14 protein-coding genes and 1 riboswitch are annotated in these 15,687 nt (G+C 48.9%); of the genes, 7 read left to right on the forward strand and 7 right to left on the reverse strand.

What is annotated here, in order from left to right; all coding sequences use genetic code 11:
• The first annotated feature begins 12 nt into the window (after positions 1 to 12).
• The 4 genes from FNY66_RS03705 to FNY66_RS03720 all read left to right on the forward strand — a co-directional run bounded on the left by FNY66_RS03705 (position 13) and on the right by FNY66_RS03720 (position 3,669).
• Positions 13 to 522 carry a hypothetical protein gene (locus FNY66_RS03705; protein WP_150310340.1) on the forward strand — a complete coding sequence of 170 codons (510 nt, stop codon included), beginning with the start codon at positions 13 to 15 and terminating at the stop codon, positions 520 to 522.
• A gap of 80 nt (positions 523 to 602) precedes the next feature.
• Positions 603 to 710, forward strand: a riboswitch (TPP riboswitch).
• A 41-nt stretch (positions 711 to 751) separates the two neighbouring features.
• Positions 752 to 1,417 carry an energy-coupled thiamine transporter ThiT gene (locus tag FNY66_RS03710; RefSeq protein WP_087150282.1) on the forward strand — a complete coding sequence of 222 codons (666 nt, stop codon included), beginning with the start codon at positions 752 to 754 and terminating at the stop codon, positions 1,415 to 1,417.
• A 280-nt stretch (positions 1,418 to 1,697) separates the two neighbouring features.
• Positions 1,698 to 2,402, forward strand: a complete 705-nt coding sequence (locus tag FNY66_RS03715; RefSeq protein ID WP_150310341.1) for a response regulator transcription factor — start codon at positions 1,698 to 1,700, stop codon at positions 2,400 to 2,402.
• Complete coding sequence (locus FNY66_RS03720) at positions 2,377 to 3,669, forward strand: sensor histidine kinase (RefSeq protein WP_150310342.1); 1,293 nt, start codon at positions 2,377 to 2,379, stop codon at positions 3,667 to 3,669. Before FNY66_RS03715 ends, FNY66_RS03720 begins: the two co-directional genes overlap by 26 nt.
• Positions 3,670 to 3,734: 65 nt before the next feature.
• On the opposite strand, the gene FNY66_RS03725 is transcribed toward FNY66_RS03720, so the two are convergent.
• The gene (locus tag FNY66_RS03725; RefSeq protein ID WP_087150406.1) at positions 3,735 to 5,135 is read right to left on the reverse strand and encodes an MATE family efflux transporter; all 1,401 of its coding nucleotides are present in this window, start codon (positions 5,133 to 5,135) and stop codon (positions 3,735 to 3,737) included.
• 154 nt (positions 5,136 to 5,289) lie between these two features.
• Here FNY66_RS03725 and FNY66_RS03730 point away from each other — a divergent pair, with 154 nt between their 5' ends.
• Positions 5,290 to 6,912 (forward strand): MutS-related protein, encoded by a 1,623-nt coding sequence (locus FNY66_RS03730; protein ID WP_150310343.1) that lies wholly within the window; start codon positions 5,290 to 5,292, stop codon positions 6,910 to 6,912.
• Between the two features lie 114 nt (positions 6,913 to 7,026).
• On the opposite strand, the gene FNY66_RS03735 is transcribed toward FNY66_RS03730, so the two are convergent.
• Genes FNY66_RS03735 through FNY66_RS03760 form a run of 6 tightly spaced genes read right to left on the reverse strand, consistent with a single transcriptional unit; the run spans position 7,027 to position 12,517 of the window.
• Complete coding sequence (locus FNY66_RS03735) at positions 7,027 to 7,587, reverse strand: cob(I)yrinic acid a,c-diamide adenosyltransferase (RefSeq protein WP_150310344.1); 561 nt, start codon at positions 7,585 to 7,587, stop codon at positions 7,027 to 7,029.
• The gene (locus FNY66_RS03740; protein ID WP_087150286.1) at positions 7,584 to 7,928 is read right to left on the reverse strand and encodes a glycerol dehydratase reactivase beta/small subunit family protein; all 345 of its coding nucleotides are present in this window, start codon (positions 7,926 to 7,928) and stop codon (positions 7,584 to 7,586) included. Before FNY66_RS03740 ends, FNY66_RS03735 begins: the two co-directional genes overlap by 4 nt.
• Positions 7,929 to 7,930: 2 nt before the next feature.
• Positions 7,931 to 9,748, reverse strand: coding sequence for a diol dehydratase reactivase subunit alpha (locus FNY66_RS03745; RefSeq protein ID WP_150310345.1), 1,818 nt, complete (start codon positions 9,746 to 9,748; stop codon positions 7,931 to 7,933).
• Positions 9,745 to 10,137, reverse strand: coding sequence for a diol dehydratase small subunit (locus FNY66_RS03750; RefSeq protein WP_087150288.1), 393 nt, complete (start codon positions 10,135 to 10,137; stop codon positions 9,745 to 9,747). The genes FNY66_RS03745 and FNY66_RS03750 overlap by 4 nt, the downstream gene beginning before the upstream one ends.
• Positions 10,138 to 10,833, reverse strand: a complete 696-nt coding sequence (locus tag FNY66_RS03755) for a propanediol/glycerol family dehydratase medium subunit (RefSeq protein ID WP_087150289.1) — start codon at positions 10,831 to 10,833, stop codon at positions 10,138 to 10,140. It abuts the gene before it with no gap.
• A gap of 19 nt (positions 10,834 to 10,852) precedes the next feature.
• On the reverse strand, positions 10,853 to 12,517 hold the full coding sequence (locus FNY66_RS03760) for a propanediol/glycerol family dehydratase large subunit (RefSeq protein WP_150310346.1): 1,665 nt from the start codon (positions 12,515 to 12,517) through the stop codon (positions 10,853 to 10,855).
• Positions 12,518 to 12,933: 416 nt separating this feature from the next.
• Here FNY66_RS03760 and FNY66_RS03765 point away from each other — a divergent pair, with 416 nt between their 5' ends.
• Positions 12,934 to 14,244 carry an amidohydrolase gene (locus FNY66_RS03765; protein WP_229409442.1) on the forward strand — a complete coding sequence of 437 codons (1,311 nt, stop codon included), beginning with the start codon at positions 12,934 to 12,936 and terminating at the stop codon, positions 14,242 to 14,244.
• A complete protein-coding gene (locus FNY66_RS03770) occupies positions 14,244 to 15,629 on the forward strand; it encodes an MATE family efflux transporter (protein ID WP_087150292.1) in 1,386 nt (461 codons plus the stop codon). The genes FNY66_RS03765 and FNY66_RS03770 overlap by 1 nt, the downstream gene beginning before the upstream one ends.
• The last annotated feature ends 58 nt before the right edge of the window (positions 15,630 to 15,687 follow it).

Below are 15,687 nucleotides of genomic sequence, written 5' to 3' on the forward strand. Positions count from 1 at the left end.
GACCTGTATGGAATGTTCGGAATGAATATGCAGACTGAGGAAGGGAGAATCTTGTGCAAATACGTTCCGAATTATCGGATTAATCTTGTGGACGCCGGAAATATTTCAGACTTAGGAATGTTCCACACGGATTTACAGCAGATACTCGGCGTGCTAAAATACAGACAAGATAAAAAGGAACTAAAGGATTATATATATGAGAACAGGGATTATTTTGCCGGAGTAGACGTGGAAACGTATCAGGCTTTAAGAGCGTTTCTGCATTCGGAAAATATGTTAAAAGACTTTGCAGTTTCAGGTAAGGAGGCAAGAATAGATATGTGTCAGGCATTAGAAGAATTATATCAGGATGGAGTAAGAGAGGGGCGAGAAGAAGGTCGAGAAGAGGGCGTTGCTATGATTATATTGAATATGCTGAAGAGCGGAATGTCTGTCTCAGACATAAAAAAATATACGGGAGTCGGGGAAAGCATGATCGTACAGGTGCAGAAATCTATGGGAACATTGATACACAAATCTTGACATTTCTTCGCCCTGCATGTACTATAGAATCCGGTAACAGTTCAGCTTGAGAGCCGGACTGTTCCGGAAAATTACATAAGATTGATGACAAGGGGAGCTTGTAGTACAGGCTGAGAGGAAGTTGAGAACTTCGACCCATAACCTGATTTGGATAATGCCAACGTAGGGATATGTTATGAGTGCCTTTAGGCCCTTTTGTTTTCAATCTGAGAACAGGAGGGTTTTTATTATGTCTGAATTACTTGTTAATGCAGAAGGCGGCCTGACGACAGCAGGCTATGCCGTCACGATCGTTGTCGGGATCGTACTATTCCTGACAGCAGTGTTTTTCGCGTCAAAGAGTTCTTCCCAAAAGAGGATGAGCACGAAGCAGCTCGTGTTTTGTGCCGCGGCTCTGGCGCTCGCGTATCTCACATCTTACATCAAGCTCTTTGAGATGCCGTGGGGCGGCAGCGTGACATTGTTCAGTATGCTCTTTATCGTGCTGATCGCAAACTGGTACGGTGTGAAGACAGGTATCCTTGTTGGATTCGCATACGGGATTATCCAGTTCATCCAGGAACCGTACGTTCTGACGTTTTTCCAGGTGTGCTGTGATTATATCCTTGCCTTTGCGGCACTTGGCGTGGCGGGCTTCTTTGCAAAGAGCAAATACGGTCTGGTAAAGGGATACATAATCGCGGTACTGGCAAGAGGCGCATTCCATGCCATCGGCGGGTATCTGTACTGGATGGATTATATGCCGGACAACTTCCCGAAAGCGCTCGCAAGTCTGTATCCGATTCTCTATAATTACAGCTATCTGTTAGTAGAGGGTGTTATTACAGTGATCATAATCTCCATACCGGCGGTGTCAAAAGGACTGGCAAGAGTGAAACAGATGGCAGAGGAGTAATAAGAAAGGCCGTCTGTCCGGGGCGATAATAATTTATTAAAATGCAAAGAAAAAGTAAAGTTATTTCAATTGGCAGAAATGACTTTACTTTTTTCTTGTTTCTTCTACAATGGGATTAGTGAAAGCAGTTGATATCCATATACGGGAATATAAGATTTTTTTAAGATTTACATCGGGGATTTTTTAAGCCCGCGATTTTATATTCTATATAGAGTAACAGTTTGGCATGTGCCATTCCTGATGGCGGAACTGTTATAATACAGAAACAGGGGAGGCAGATATGGCAGAAGAGACAATACTGGTCGTGGATGATAATAAGGAAATCGTCTATTCGATCGGGGAATTACTGAAGTACGAAGGGTATCAGGTGATGAGCGCCTATGACGGGATGCAGGCACTGAATGTACTGGAACAGAACAAGATCGACCTGATCCTGCTGGATGTGATGATGCCCCGGCTGAACGGGCTGTCGACCCTCATGAAGCTGAGGGAGAAACACAGGATACCGGTCATCATCCTGTCGGCAAAGACAGAGGAGAGCGATAAAGTCTCGGGGCTGATCATGGGAGCGGACGATTATGTGGAGAAACCTTATAATCCGGCGGAGCTGATGGCGCGGGTCAAGGCGCACCTGCGCAGATACCGGGCATGGGGCGGGGGAGTGCCTCAGCAGGATGAGGATCGTATCGTAAACGGTGGTCTGATCCTGGATAAGAAGCAGCGTCTGATCGAAGTCGAGGGTGAAGAAGTCAGGCTGACAGCCACGGAATACAAGATACTGGAGCTTCTGATGGAACATCCGGGGCAGGTGTTCTCAGCGGAACAGATTTATGAGAATGTCTGGCAGGAGACAGCTACATACGGTGTGGAGAACACGGTCATGGTGCATATCCGCCATATCCGGGAGAAGATCGAGATTGATACGAAGAAACCAAGATATGTAAAGGTGGTGTGGGGAATTGGATATAAAATGGAAAAATATTAGTGAAAAGGCGGTAAGTTTTTTCGGGCGTTATTATAAGCGCGCGGCAGGGGGGCTTTCGGCTGTCTGCGGCATCGCCTTTTTCTATAACGTTATCGCATACCGCGGATGGCATCCAACCGGAGAGGCATTCTTCTTCGGCATATTGGGAAATCTTCTGCTGGGAGCGGGAATATGGTTTGGCCTGAATGAACTGCTGAACAAGAAGTTTGGCGACTGGCTGCCGGATGATGACAACAGTTACGTGCAGTGGAAAGAACGCGGCAAGGCTGTGGAACGTCAGATACGTATAGCGGGAGCTGCGGCGATTCTGATGGCGGCCTGGTATCTCTCCTATCTCATGAATGGAGGGGTTTATTGGGGAAATGGCGGTTATTATAACTATGCATCCGGATATGTGATGATATTCACCGCGCTGGTTCAGTTTATTGCGGCAGAGGCTACCCTGAATCGATTCAGGAAGAAACAGCTTGATTATATGATGGAGCAACTGGAAAATCTCAACCGGCGCAGGCTTGACGTGGCTTTGGAAATTGAGAAGAAGAGTCTGGAGAAAGTCTCACGGAGCGACCAGCTACGTGTGGATCTCATTACGAATGTATCCCACGATCTTAAGACGCCTCTGACTTCTATGGTCGGATATATCGAGCTGATCCGTAAGGAAGAGCTGAGCGACACAGTACGGGATTATGTGGATGTTATTTCCGAAAGGGCGGAGAAATTGAAAGAGATGGTCAACAGCCTTTTCAGTCTTGCCAAAGCAAGCAGCGGAAATGTGGAGCTCCATCCGGAGAAATTTGAGGTGAACCGTATGATCGAGCAGATCTTTGCTGACATGGATGATCAGATAAAGAACAGCGGTCTGGAGTTTGTTACGCGCCTGACGGAAGAAAGCACGGAGATTGTATCCGACAATTCTTATTTCTACCGTATCTGCCAGAATCTAATGGAGAATGCACTTAAATACTCAGCGAAGGGAACGAGAGTGTTCGTAACTACTTATATTGGAAGACCGGCTTCTCAGAATGGAAAGCTGACGGAAAAACTGTGCATGGAGATTACGAACACATCGGCATATCCGATGGATTTTACGAAGGAGGATATTGTGGAAAGATTTGCGCGCGGGGATAAGGCGCGCACCAGTGACGGAAACGGACTGGGGCTGGCGATCGTCAGCACATACGTAAAAGCACTCGGAGGGGAGTTTGACATAAAGATCGACTGCGATCAGTTTAAAGCGTGTGTAATGATGCCGGTGGAAGTGAGATGAACATAATCCGTAGACATCTTAGTTGGGAGCTTTTGCCCCCAACATCATTTTGTACAGACAGGCTGCTATTTTGCAGCTTGTTTTAATAAGCGTTGTTCTGTTTCCATTTGTTTCATTTTCTTTATTTCGCCTGCTATCAGGCAGATCGTTACAATGAATGCAATACCGTCCGCTGCCGGCCCTGCAAACAGAATGCCGTCAAGCCCGAAGAAGAGAGGCAGGATGAGTACGAGAGGAATGAGAAAGATGACCTGCCGTGTCATGGATAGCAGGAGACCCTTTACCGGCTTTCCGATTGCTGCAAAGAAGTTGGACGATATGAGCTGTATGCCGTTAAAGATGACCATAAAGAGGAAAATCCTCATAAACCTTACAGCAAATTCAAAATAGGCTGCTTCACCAGTGCCGAACAGAGAGATGATCTGGTAAGGGAAGAACTGGAACAGGATAAATCCTATCGCGGAGATGACCAGATTAGCAGCGATGGCAAGCTTATATGTCTTCCGCACCCGGTCATACTGTCTGGCGCCGTAATTGAACCCGATGATCGGCTGTGATCCCTGAGAGATCCCGATGATGAAAGCCAGAAGAATGGCGTTTGTCTTCATGACAATGCCGCAGGCAGCGAGAGGAATCTCTTTACCGTATACGGACATAGCACCGTAGTAGGTAAGAGAGTTGTTCAGTACAATCTGTACAAATGTAATAGCCACCTGATTCAGGCTGTTGCTCATTCCGAGGGAGGCTGTCTGGATACATTCTTTTGCTGACAGGCCGATATCTTTCTTTTTCAGTGTTATATTCTTAAATTTTCTTATGTACATCAAAGCAAATATAAATGAGAAGAATTGCCCGATGATAGTCGCCCACGCCGCACCGGCTACTCCGAGATGGAAGATGAAGATAAAGACCGGATCGAGGATTGTGTTGATGACGGCACCGATCAGCATACATGTCATGGAGTATTTCGGGCTTCCGTCTGCGCGGGCCAGATTGCTCATGCCGTTAGTGACAATGAGGAAAGGCATACCGAGAGCAACGATACGGGAGTAAGTTTCGGCGTAAGGCATAACGTCCGGCGTGGCGCCGAAAGCGGTGAGTAGAGGGGACATAAAGATCTCTACAAGTACTGCATAGAGTATGCCGAATGTAAACATCATGCAGATACCATTTCCAACAACCTTTTCCGCGATGTCTTTCTCGCCTGCCCCGAGATGGAGAGAAAATCTTGAGGCACTTCCGATCCCGATCAGAAGGGCGATGGCAAGGCAGATGGTAGTCAGAGGATAGGATACATTTGTGGCGGCATTTCCGAGATATCCCACACCCTGGCCGATAAAAATCTGATCCACGATATTATATAAAGAACTGACCAGCATGGCGATGATGCTGGGAATAGCAAAACTCTTCAACAGAGATGGTATGCTTCTGAAGCCAAGTGGATTTTCTTTTGTATCTGATTGCAACAAATCATTCACTTCTTTCTTTTCTTTCTTTTGGATTTCCGCCCATGTATTATAACGCAGACGGGGTATATGCGCCAGTGATTTTTGCAATATTGACAAATCTTCCGAATGGCATTATTGTATTAATAGAATAATACAAAAAGGAGGCGCGCGTATGCTGTCTACATTGCTGGCATTGTTGGGTGTTTTCCTGTTCGTGATGGGGATATGGTTAGTATCATACTATAATATGAAGCGCAGAAGGAAGAGCTACATCCATGAAAAATTCGGGAAGATTCCGAAGGTAAAAGACTGGAATGATGCGGTCAAAGGATTTTATAATATTGTGAATGACGGATCCGGTATTGATGATATCACCTGGAATGATCTGTCGATGAATGAAGTGTTCCAGAGAATTGCCCAGTGTGATACATCTGCAGGGGAAGAGGTGCTCTACTGGAGACTGCGCAGGAACCGTATGTCACTTGAGGAAAGGCAGATCTTTGAACGCCGCGTGCGTACGTGGAGTAATGATGAGAAAGAGAGGGAGAAGATCGAGCTCCTGCTGTGTGATATCGGGAAGGGAGACGCGTCCTATTACATTCCCGACTATCTGGACAGTATAGAATCCTACGTCCTCAGGTCCCAGTGGATATACCGTGTACTGCAGATTCTGCTGGCTGCATCATTCGTGGCAATACCAATCCTTCCGGCTGACAGGGCGTTAGTCCCTTTCGTAGCTATGTGCTCTCTCAATATGGCGGTATATGTCTGGTTCAATCTGAAGCATACTCTTGAGCTTGGACTGGTCGGTACAGCAGTCAGCCTGCTCCGGAATGCGAAGCTCATCTCTGGAAAGAAGGGGATAGCTGAACTGTTTCCTGAACTGAAAGGAGCTTTGGGAGAACTTCGCGGCGTAATCAGAGGAGAGCGTATACTCCGTATTAAAAAGGAGAACACCATATCAGGAGATGCGGCAGGAGCAGTTCTCGATTATATCCTGGGGATTACCCTCTGTCAGATCACCACATACAACAAGGTCATGAAACGCCTGATAGGAAATATGGAAAATTATCTGACAGTGTACAGATGTATCGGAGATCTGGATGTGGCGATAAGCACGGCGTCTTTCCGGAAGAGTCTGCTGTGGAGCTGTACCCCGGAATATACAGGAGAAAAGAAACTCGGGATGAAAGGAATGTATCATCCGCTTATCAAAGATCCGGTGGCAAATGATCTGACTCTTGAGAGAAGCTGCCTGATTACGGGATCGAACGCCTCCGGAAAGTCTACGTTTATAAAAGCGGCAGCGGTCAATGCCGTCCTTGCGCAGTCTATCAATACATGCGCGGCAAGATACTTCAGTATGCCCCAGGCCGAAGTGATTACCTCTATGGCAGTGAAGGATGATCTGATGGCAGGAGAGAGCTACTTTATCCGGGAAATCAGATATCTGAAAAGGATATTAGAGAGTCTCACGGATGAGAGAATGACAATATGTGCGATTGACGAAATCCTGCGGGGAACAAATACCGGAGAGCGTATCCGCGCCTCCAGGGCGATTCTGGAATATCTCAGAGATAAGAACTGTATTGCACTTGTGGCTACACATGACAAAGAGCTGACGGAACTTCTCGGGGATGATTATCTCAATTATCATTTCAGTGAGGAAATCGGGGAGGACGACATTGTATTCAGCTATAAGATTCTGGAAGGACCGGCAACTTCACAGAATGCCGTGAAGCTGCTGGAGTTTGCCGGATTCCCGGAAGAGATCATAGAAGCGGCGCAGGAATAAGCAAAAATACACCATATTCAGGCCGGAAGAACTATAAGAGAAAATAAATGATAAAAACGGGAGCAACACTTCAGACAAATATATGTCCGGATGTGCCGCTCCCTCTTTTGGTATCTACATATCCTTTAAAATATTTCTCACTACTTTATCCTGTATCCCGTCCACTTTCTCGTTTTCTACCCGGTAATCTGCATACCGTGCGCACATATAAAGATAGTCGGACAGGCGGTTGATATACTGAACTGCCTTGGCGTCCGCACCATAATTCTGTTCCACTTTGCGGAAACGTCTCTCGGCGCGCCGTGTTACGGATCTCGCTACGTCTAATCTTGCGGAAAGTTCGCATCCGCCGTACAGAACAAAATCCTTGATGCGCGGAAACGAATTCTCGATCCGGTCAATCTCTTCTTCCAGGGCTTTTGTCTCGTCAGCAGAGAAGCGGTAATCCATATTCCTCGGATCAGCTACCCCTGCCATGATCTGCATCAGATTTCTCTGTATATGGGCAAGGCTTTCCTTCAGGGAAGAATCCGCAAGCACCTTTGCCAGTCCGATGAAGCTGTTCAGTTCATCGATCGTTCCTACGAGTTCGATCCGGTCGTCAGACTTCGAAACACTGATGCCGTTCATCAGGGAAGTAGTGCCCCGGTCTCCGTTTCTGGTATAGATATTCATAACCTGTATTCCTCCTTAAACGGCAGCTTTTTGATCGCCCGTGCGCTGTTCGCTCCGATATTGCGGCACTGTGCGCGGTTTGGCGTAAGATAGCTCTCAATATTGCGGCCTTTCTCCAGTCCTCTCATTTTCAGGCATACGGCCGTGCCGAAGATGCCGACCCCGGAACCAAGCATAGAATCCCGCGCCGCCTTGTACGCCAGCTTTTCCATACATTCATCCGGCATTTCAGTAGTATCGTAGAAGACGCCTTCTTCTTCAATCCCGGCGCAGACTTCTTTTAAAACAGCAGGATCAGCTTCATGGGTGTAAATAAATATAGAAGGTCTTTTAATAATCAAGTTCAGCCCTCCATTTCTCCGATATAGGAGAGCACCAGCCCGGTGGCGACGGCGTTTCGCGGACCTTCGGTGCCGCGGATATTTCCGCGCCCGCAGACGATGCGGTAATCGGTAAATGCTTCCATCAGCATTTCCGGTATCTCGAAATCCTCTGCCGATCCTCCCACAAGTACGACAGTAGATATATTTTTCAAATTGTGATCAGGAGCCACTTTCTTGAGCGCGCGGAAAGCGTTTGTCACGAAAACTTTGCGCTTTGCTTCACGGCGTACCTGAACGATCTTCTCCATCGGAATCTCTTCTTCAATGCGGACAAGTCCGTTTTCCGTGAGCAGGACAACACGTCCGAAAAATCTCGGATCAATGGACTCATCTACGAAAGTCATCTGACCGTTCTCCATACGCATATGGAAGAGGCTTTCCACTTTCGCAAGCGGATACTTCTTGATCTCTTCTGCGATGTGGCGGTCGCTTAAGCCCAGCTCGGTCTGGATCAGCATGGATACCAGTTCGCCCGCACCTGCCTGATGGGTCAGGTTAACGTGTCCGCTTTCGTCTATGATCGCAGCGTCGGTGGAACCGCCGCCCATATCAAGGATTGCGAGAGGGAGTTTTGTACCCGGCGTAGTCAGCGCCCCCAGACTTGCCATAACCGCTTCAACGCCTGCGACTTTCACATCTGTTCCCAGATCTGTCGTAAGGTGTGCGGCAATCTCCTGCATGGGAAGCTTCTGGGTCTTTACCATGGCCGCGATGCCGACGGCTTTTTCAAGACAGGTTTCTCCTGCCAGCGCACCTGAGATCAGGACAGGAGCAAGAGTATCAACAGCGAGGATATCGGTAATGCGGATATCTGCTTCTGCGCTCTTGTCAAGCTCGCTCATTCCTGTCCGGATGCGGGAGAGCATATTTCCGACGTTTGTATCCGGCTGACCGCTGATGTCGCGGATATCGCCGGCGTCTTCTGCGGCTGCCATGATCTTATCGGCGCCTTCGTCCAGACTGATTGTGACATTTTTATCGCCGTAGAAATATATTTCTCCTGCGGGAAGTACGTTTTCGTGGATATTTCCGCCCGGCGTCTTCAGGACAACGGCGCTCCGCTTGCCGATCAGGCTCTTTGCTATCGGCGTGATAGTCCTGGTTTCTTCTGCGGTCAGACCGAGAAGAGTGGCAATTCCGTACGGATTTGAGAGCATGCGGATCGTCTGTCCCGGAAGTGCTACCTCGATAGCTGCAGGGACGCCGTCCGGAAGCCGGTCGATCCGTCGCACCTCGTCGATGATCGGAACCTGTTTATGGATACGGTTCTCTACAAGAACTGCTTCATCCGCCTGCAGGATGATACCGACGATGTCCACTTCCTCGTGCTGATTGACGACAGCGGCAACTTCTTCGTAGCTGTGCTCTGAAGATGAGGCCAGGATATAGGCAGTGCCAGGAACGGCCCGGGATATATTTTCGATCAGCAGGATCTCGCCGACAGCCTGTCCGGCTCCTGCGGGAGTGGACGGGTTGTGACCGATCATGGAAGAATCCGTGATCACGGTTTCGGTCAGCGTTTCCATAGCAGTATCTCCGATGACCGGAGCGGCTTCGTTCAGCCGTACAAGATCGATATCGGAGGTTTCGCGCCCGATCCGGCTCATAGCCAGTTTGAGCGCGTTCTTTACGGAATAGACATTCTCGATGGTTCCTTTTGTACCTGTGGTCGGACAGGAAGCGCTGGTAAGAAATGTAACATTTCCTCTGTCGGTCACTTCCCCTACACAGACTTCAGTTGTGGAATTTCCTATATCAACTCCAGCGATATAACTCAACGTAATATTCCTCTCTTTTCATACACTTCTGCGGCTTCCATAACAAGACGCGCACAGTTCTTTGCGTTGTATTTCTCAAGAAGTTCCTGCGCCATCATGACCAGTTCCAGTTTGGTGGAGCGGTTCGGACGAAGTTTGTCATACATTTTCAGGATCACATCATCCGGCACATCTACTAGCTCGGCGGCACGCTCAAAATTTTTCTCCATAGGAGCGTTGCCGGCGTCCATAGCTACCTGTCCCTGTGCTCTTAACATCTCTTTGGAAATTTTGATGTCATCAGAAGAAATGTGTCCTTTCGTCACTTCGTCCAGTGTGATGTCGGTGAATTTTTTTCCTGTTTTGGATGTAATGTTGTCTTTTTCGTGTTCTGCAAAGGGATATCTCATCTATCTTTCCTCCCATTCAACAGCCCCGACTTCGGGATCAAGCTGTTCTGTCTCTGCGATGTGCATGATCGCCGCTTTCACCTGATAGCGGGGTCTGGACATCGGGTCGTTTGTACAGGGAACAGGGGTGACCTGCTCGCCTTTTACGTATTTTGCTGCGTTCTGTCCGATCTGGCGGTAAGTCTCCAGCGTCATAAGCGGCGCCTGCGGGAACAGCTCCAGATTGGAGAGCGGGAAAAGGTCTTTCTGATGAATAACGGTTGTCCCTTTGGACTGGATGCCGATACCGATACCGGAACCGGACAGCTTGGCTGCTTCCAGCGCCATAAAGCATACGTCTGATGTATCGAGGATCTTTACGACTCTCGGGATCATTCCCTCTTCCTCTATACCTGCCTTTACGTTACGGAGCACATCGTCCAGCGGGATGCCGCAGATAGTTTTTTTGATCTCTTTCTGGAATGCGGCACCTACCCCGATGACAACCTCTTTCGGATCTGTCCCTTTCTTTGCGCGGGGATAAGAAGCATAAGAAGTCTTTTCGTCATTGATACGTTCTCTTCCTGCCAGGGAAAGTGACTTCCCGGAGGAAGGTGCTGTTATATGATCTCCTGTCGAAGAGGAGACGCCGGACTGTGACATCTGGCTTAATACTGCGTTAGTGATCTGTTTTACCAATTCTTCGCTGATCTGCATGATTTAGTCTCCTCCTTTCCTATATATCGTACGGGTTGATAATGTGCGGGATTTGTTTGATCTCTTCCCAGCGGTCCCCGTCTACGCGGTATCCTGTCCCCGGTCCCATATAATCGTTCGGAGTGTTGACCCCGGAAAGTACATGGAAATCTTTGTCAAGGATCGCTGCAGTCTGCATATAATCGCCCGCAACGCGCTGCTTCAGCATGTTCAGGACACTTGATGCGACATCTTCAAATCCGGTTTCTGCCAGAGCTTTTACTACATCAACGCCTGTGATGCCGCGTTTCAATACCCCTTCAGCGGCTGCCAGATCGGCAGTGATATCGCGGGGCAGTGTGTCTTTGCTTCCGTGTGCATAAGTAACTGCTTCTACCTGCTCGTCGGATACCGGCGAGAGGTTCAGAGTGCGGAATACAGCCTGTACTGCACGCGCAGCCTTATTTCGTACATGGATCACCTGTTCTTCGGTAACAGGTCTGAGCCCGCCGTCTACCTGCATATCTCTCTGCAGGACGTTGTAGTCGTCGAAGTCTTCTGCGTCAAAGTTTGACCCTGCGAACATATTGTCGTAATTTGGCTCTGCTGCATATCCTGAGAAGATAAAGTCTGTTCCGGGAAGAAATTCGAGCATTGTCCTGGCGGTACGTCTCATATCCGAGTTGGAGAAGCTCTGGTCATTGGAAGAAGCACATTCCAGACCAAGGAGCGCTGCCACAAGGTTCTCCGAGAGAACTTCACGGATACCTGCCGGCACGGAGCCGGTCACACCGATACAGCTTACGGAACCGTTCTGTGTCCCCTGGCTTCCGGCACCTTTTGTCACGTACAGGCAGCGGCACTCCAGGTAGAGCAGGGATTTTTTCTCACTGCTTCCCATAAGGGCCTCGGAGCCTGAACCTGAGCTGAAGCGTACTTTCAGTCCGCGGGATGCATATGCGGAGTTCAAAAATGCTTTGGAATACGGAGTATCGTCTCCGTCGATAAATACTTTTTCCGTACCATATACAGAAAGTGTTTCCGCATAGGTGGTAAGACCACGGATACCGAGTTCCAGCTCGGTTGCCTCTTCTGCCGAACACTGTGTAAGTACGCCCGGACGTCCCACCTGGGAGCCGATCAGAAGAGCCATGGCGCTTAAAGGCGCGTAACGGGCCACTCCCATTGTCGTCTCTTCCTCAGAAAAACCTCTCAGTGCACCTTCGGCGGCATCTGCGGCAATCTGTACCGGGTCGTCTTTCAGATTTGTGATATGCGCCTGATTGCCGGGAACTCTTCTTGCGCGGATCTTCTGCATGCCCATCATGAGTTCCACAACATTTAAGTGGTTCATGACTTCGGCCATCTTCGCCGGCGTAATGCCTGAGATGAGTTCCAGGATCTCTTTCCGTGATACGTGAATATCCACGATCATCCGTGCAATCTCAAGAGAAGACACGGACATGGATTTTTCTGCCCGGTCGATATTGATGGCATAATCTGCAATGAACTGGTCGATGAAGTCAAAGTCTTCACGGCTCTTGCCGTCCAGCTCCACGATCTTTCCATCCTCAACTCTGACAGAAGGAGTCGGATCATAGGGACTCTTCATTGCTATGAATCCCATTTCCGGCCACTCATTGATGTAGCCGTCCAGATTGACCGGACGGGCATCCAGTGCTTCAATTCGTTTTGAACGTTTCATATTGTTTTCTCTCCTTGCGGTTTGGCCTGCACATGTATTTAGAAATACGTGTACATGATACCCTATATGTTGGTATTTTCGCAGACCCGCATGCTAAATGTGCATAAGCGGGCATTTCTAATACTGATTATACTATAATCACAGGCAAATAGCAACAGAATAATCTTGAAATATGGCAAAAAACCACAACCAATAAAAACAAAAACCACATAAAACCACACGAAACCAGACGCTCCATATGAGACAGTGCGGAGCTTCAGCGGGATATCCCCGCTTTGCTAAATGAGAAAGATACATTTAAAATGAAATGCGGATATTGATTAAATCAGGAAATATAGTAAAATTGCATATTAGCGGACGATATAAATGACTTTGCAGCTTTTTGTCTGCAGATTTCTTTAAGGATGGGTGTAATTATGAGACAAGAGATTATTCAAAAGATGAAGGAGACCGCAGATTATATTTTTCGTCATCCGGAGCTTTCATTAAAAGAATATCAGTCCTCCCGTGCTCTGGCGGCGTTCCTCGAGGATGAAGGCTTTAAGGTCAGCTGGGGACTGGCGGGCTTTGAGACTGCATTTGCTGCGGAGTGGCGCAGCACACAGGGCGGAGACAGGGCGGTCGGTACATTAGGAATAGCAGGGAAGCCGGTTATAGGGTTCCTGGCAGAATACGATGCGCTGCCCGGGCTTGGTCAGGAGTGCGTGCCGGAGCAGGAGCAGAATGGAGAACCGGGTCACGGATGCGGACATAACCTGCTCGGAACGGCCTGCGCGGGAGCTGCATGTGAATTAAAGGAAAGGATGCAGGCGGAGAACCTGCAGGGGACGATCCGCGTATACGGCTGTCCGGCGGAGGAGATCGTGGTCGGGAAGATCAGGATGAACGAACAGGGAATCTTCGATGATCTGTCCGTGGCAGTCACCTGGCATCCGTTTGACCGGAATCGTGTGAGCTATGATATCTGGCAGGCACAGGATATCAAGAACTATAAGTTTTACGGTATATCGGCGCATGCGTCAAAGCATCCCGAGATGGGAAGGAGCGCTCTGGATGCGGCAGAGCTGATGAATGTGGGAGTGAATTATCTGCGGGAACATGTGACGGACGATGTGCGGATGCACTATACTTACACGAATACAGACGGACCGGCAAATATTGTGCCGGCGTATGCATCTACGAACTATTTTATCCGCTCCAATAAGTGGGAACGGACGGAAGACGCGTCAGAGAGAGTGGATAACTGTGCAAGAGGCGCAGCGCTCATGACCGGAACGATAGTAGAGATCGAGCGTGTGACTTGTAATAAGGAAATGAAAGTCAACCGGACGCTTGCGGAAGTATTTTATGAAGAAATGAAGAAAATACCGGCTCCGGCATATACGGAGGAAGAAATAGAGTTTGCCCGGAAGATATCAGAAGCTGCGGGATTTGATAACAAGGGTGAGTATTTTTCGGGGCTGGAGTCTCTTGAAGATGAACCGGTGCCACTTTCCATCGGAACTGATGTGTCGGATGTGAGCCATACGGTTCCCACGATCATGCTGAGTGCGGCTGCCATGTGCAAGGGGACACCACTGCATCACTGGGCGGCGACAGCCCAGGCCGGTATGAGCATCGGACAGAAAGGGATGGATTATGCGGCAGAGTGTATGGCTGCCGGAGCATACCGCCTCGTAAGAAATCCTGAGATCATAGAGAAAGCCTGGAAGGAGATGACACCATAATGCAGGAAAATGAGAAAATACAGCTTTTTGAAAATGCGCCGATCCCCGGGGCGGTGGCAAAGCTTGCCGTACCGATGATCTTCAGTTCCCTTGTCATGGTGCTCTACAATATGGCTGATACCTATTTCGTGGGAATGATGAACGATCCGGTGGAGAATGCGGCAGTATCTCTGGCCGCTCCGGTGTTGCTGGCATTTAATGCGGTAAATAATCTCTTTGGTGTAGGCACATCCAGTATGATGAGCCGGGCGCTGGGAAGAAAAGATTACAAGACGGTGTCGGAAAGTTCGGCTTTCGGTTTCTATTGCTCTCTTATAAGCGGCGTGCTCTTCGGGCTGCTGTGCGGGCTGCTGAACAGTCCGCTCCTGACGCTCATCGGGGCGGATGAGACGACCCGGGCGGCGACGCAGGGGTATATGTTCTGGACAGTATATCTGGGAGCGGCGCCTGCCATCCTCAATGTGGTCATGGCATATCTGGTGCGCTCCGAGGGCGCGGCGATGCATGCCAGCATCGGGACGATGAGCGGCTGCATCCTCAATATTATCTTAGACCCGGTCTTCATACTCCCGTGGGGACTGAACATGGGAGCGGCAGGGGCCGGCCTTGCCACATTTCTCTCTAACTGTGTGGCGTGCCTGTATTTCTTCGTACTTCTCTATGTGAAACGTGGAAATACATTTGTCTGTATCGATCCGAGGAAGTTCCGTCTGAAAAAGAGGATCATCATAGAAGTGTGCGGTGTCGGCATCCCGGCTTCTATACAGAATCTGCTGAATGTGACGGGAATGACAATACTCAACAACTTTACTTCCGTATATGGGGCTGATGCGGTTGCGGCGATGGGGATCACATACAAGATCTATATGGTGCCTATGCAGGTGGCGCTGGGATTCTCCCAGGGCATCATGCCACTGATAAGTTATACATTTGCCGCGGGGAAGATCCGCAGGATGAAAGATACGATTTTGTTTGCCCTGAAACTTATCGTGCCGGTGCTGGCGGTGGTGACGATCGGATACTATGTGGGCGCAGATACGCTCATCAGCCTGTTTATGAAGAATGAGACGATCATAGCGTACGGGTCGGCATTCCTGAGAGGGTTCTGTCTGGGTATTGTATTCCTCAGTGTTGACTTCCTGGCGGTCGGTGTTTTTCAGGCGCTTGGCCTGGGAAGATATGCGCTTGTATTCGCTATTATGAGAAAGGTTGTGCTGGAGATTCCTGCATTGATCATACTGAACCGTCTGTTCCCGCTCTACGGACTTGCTTATGCGCAGTTTGCGGCGGAACTGATCCTGAGCATCTGTGCAGTTGTGATGCTGAGACATATCTTTAAAAAGTACGGAAAGAAAGAGAATGGTAATACGTATGTGGCCGACTGAGATAATAGAATGATGGCCTGGAAATTGCTGTGTATTACCGCGGGATAAGGAGAATAAT

Source organism: Mediterraneibacter catenae (assembly GCF_008691045.1).
Classification (GTDB): Bacteria; Bacillota; Clostridia; order Lachnospirales; family Lachnospiraceae; genus Mediterraneibacter; species Mediterraneibacter ornithocaccae.

What these genes read in the sequence shown, in the direction of transcription:
- FNY66_RS03750 (WP_087150288.1), bottom strand. Translation starts at nt 10,137, where the DNA reads ATGAGATATCCCTTTGCAGAACACGAAAAAGACAACATTACATCCAAA.
- FNY66_RS03735 (WP_150310344.1), bottom strand. Translation starts at nt 7,587, where the DNA reads ATGAATATCTATACCAGAAACGGAGACCGGGGCACTACTTCCCTGATG.
- FNY66_RS03705 (WP_150310340.1), top strand. Translation starts at nt 13, where the DNA reads ATGTTCGGAATGAATATGCAGACTGAGGAAGGGAGAATCTTGTGCAAA.
- FNY66_RS03710 (WP_087150282.1), top strand. Translation starts at nt 752, where the DNA reads ATGTCTGAATTACTTGTTAATGCAGAAGGCGGCCTGACGACAGCAGGC.
- FNY66_RS03755 (WP_087150289.1), bottom strand. Translation starts at nt 10,833, where the DNA reads ATGCAGATCAGCGAAGAATTGGTAAAACAGATCACTAACGCAGTATTA.
- FNY66_RS03730 (WP_150310343.1), top strand. Translation starts at nt 5,290, where the DNA reads ATGCTGTCTACATTGCTGGCATTGTTGGGTGTTTTCCTGTTCGTGATG.
- FNY66_RS03715 (WP_150310341.1), top strand. Translation starts at nt 1,698, where the DNA reads ATGGCAGAAGAGACAATACTGGTCGTGGATGATAATAAGGAAATCGTC.
- FNY66_RS03765 (WP_229409442.1), top strand. Translation starts at nt 12,934, where the DNA reads ATGAGACAAGAGATTATTCAAAAGATGAAGGAGACCGCAGATTATATT.
- FNY66_RS03770 (WP_087150292.1), top strand. Translation starts at nt 14,244, where the DNA reads ATGCAGGAAAATGAGAAAATACAGCTTTTTGAAAATGCGCCGATCCCC.
- FNY66_RS03760 (WP_150310346.1), bottom strand. Translation starts at nt 12,517, where the DNA reads ATGAAACGTTCAAAACGAATTGAAGCACTGGATGCCCGTCCGGTCAAT.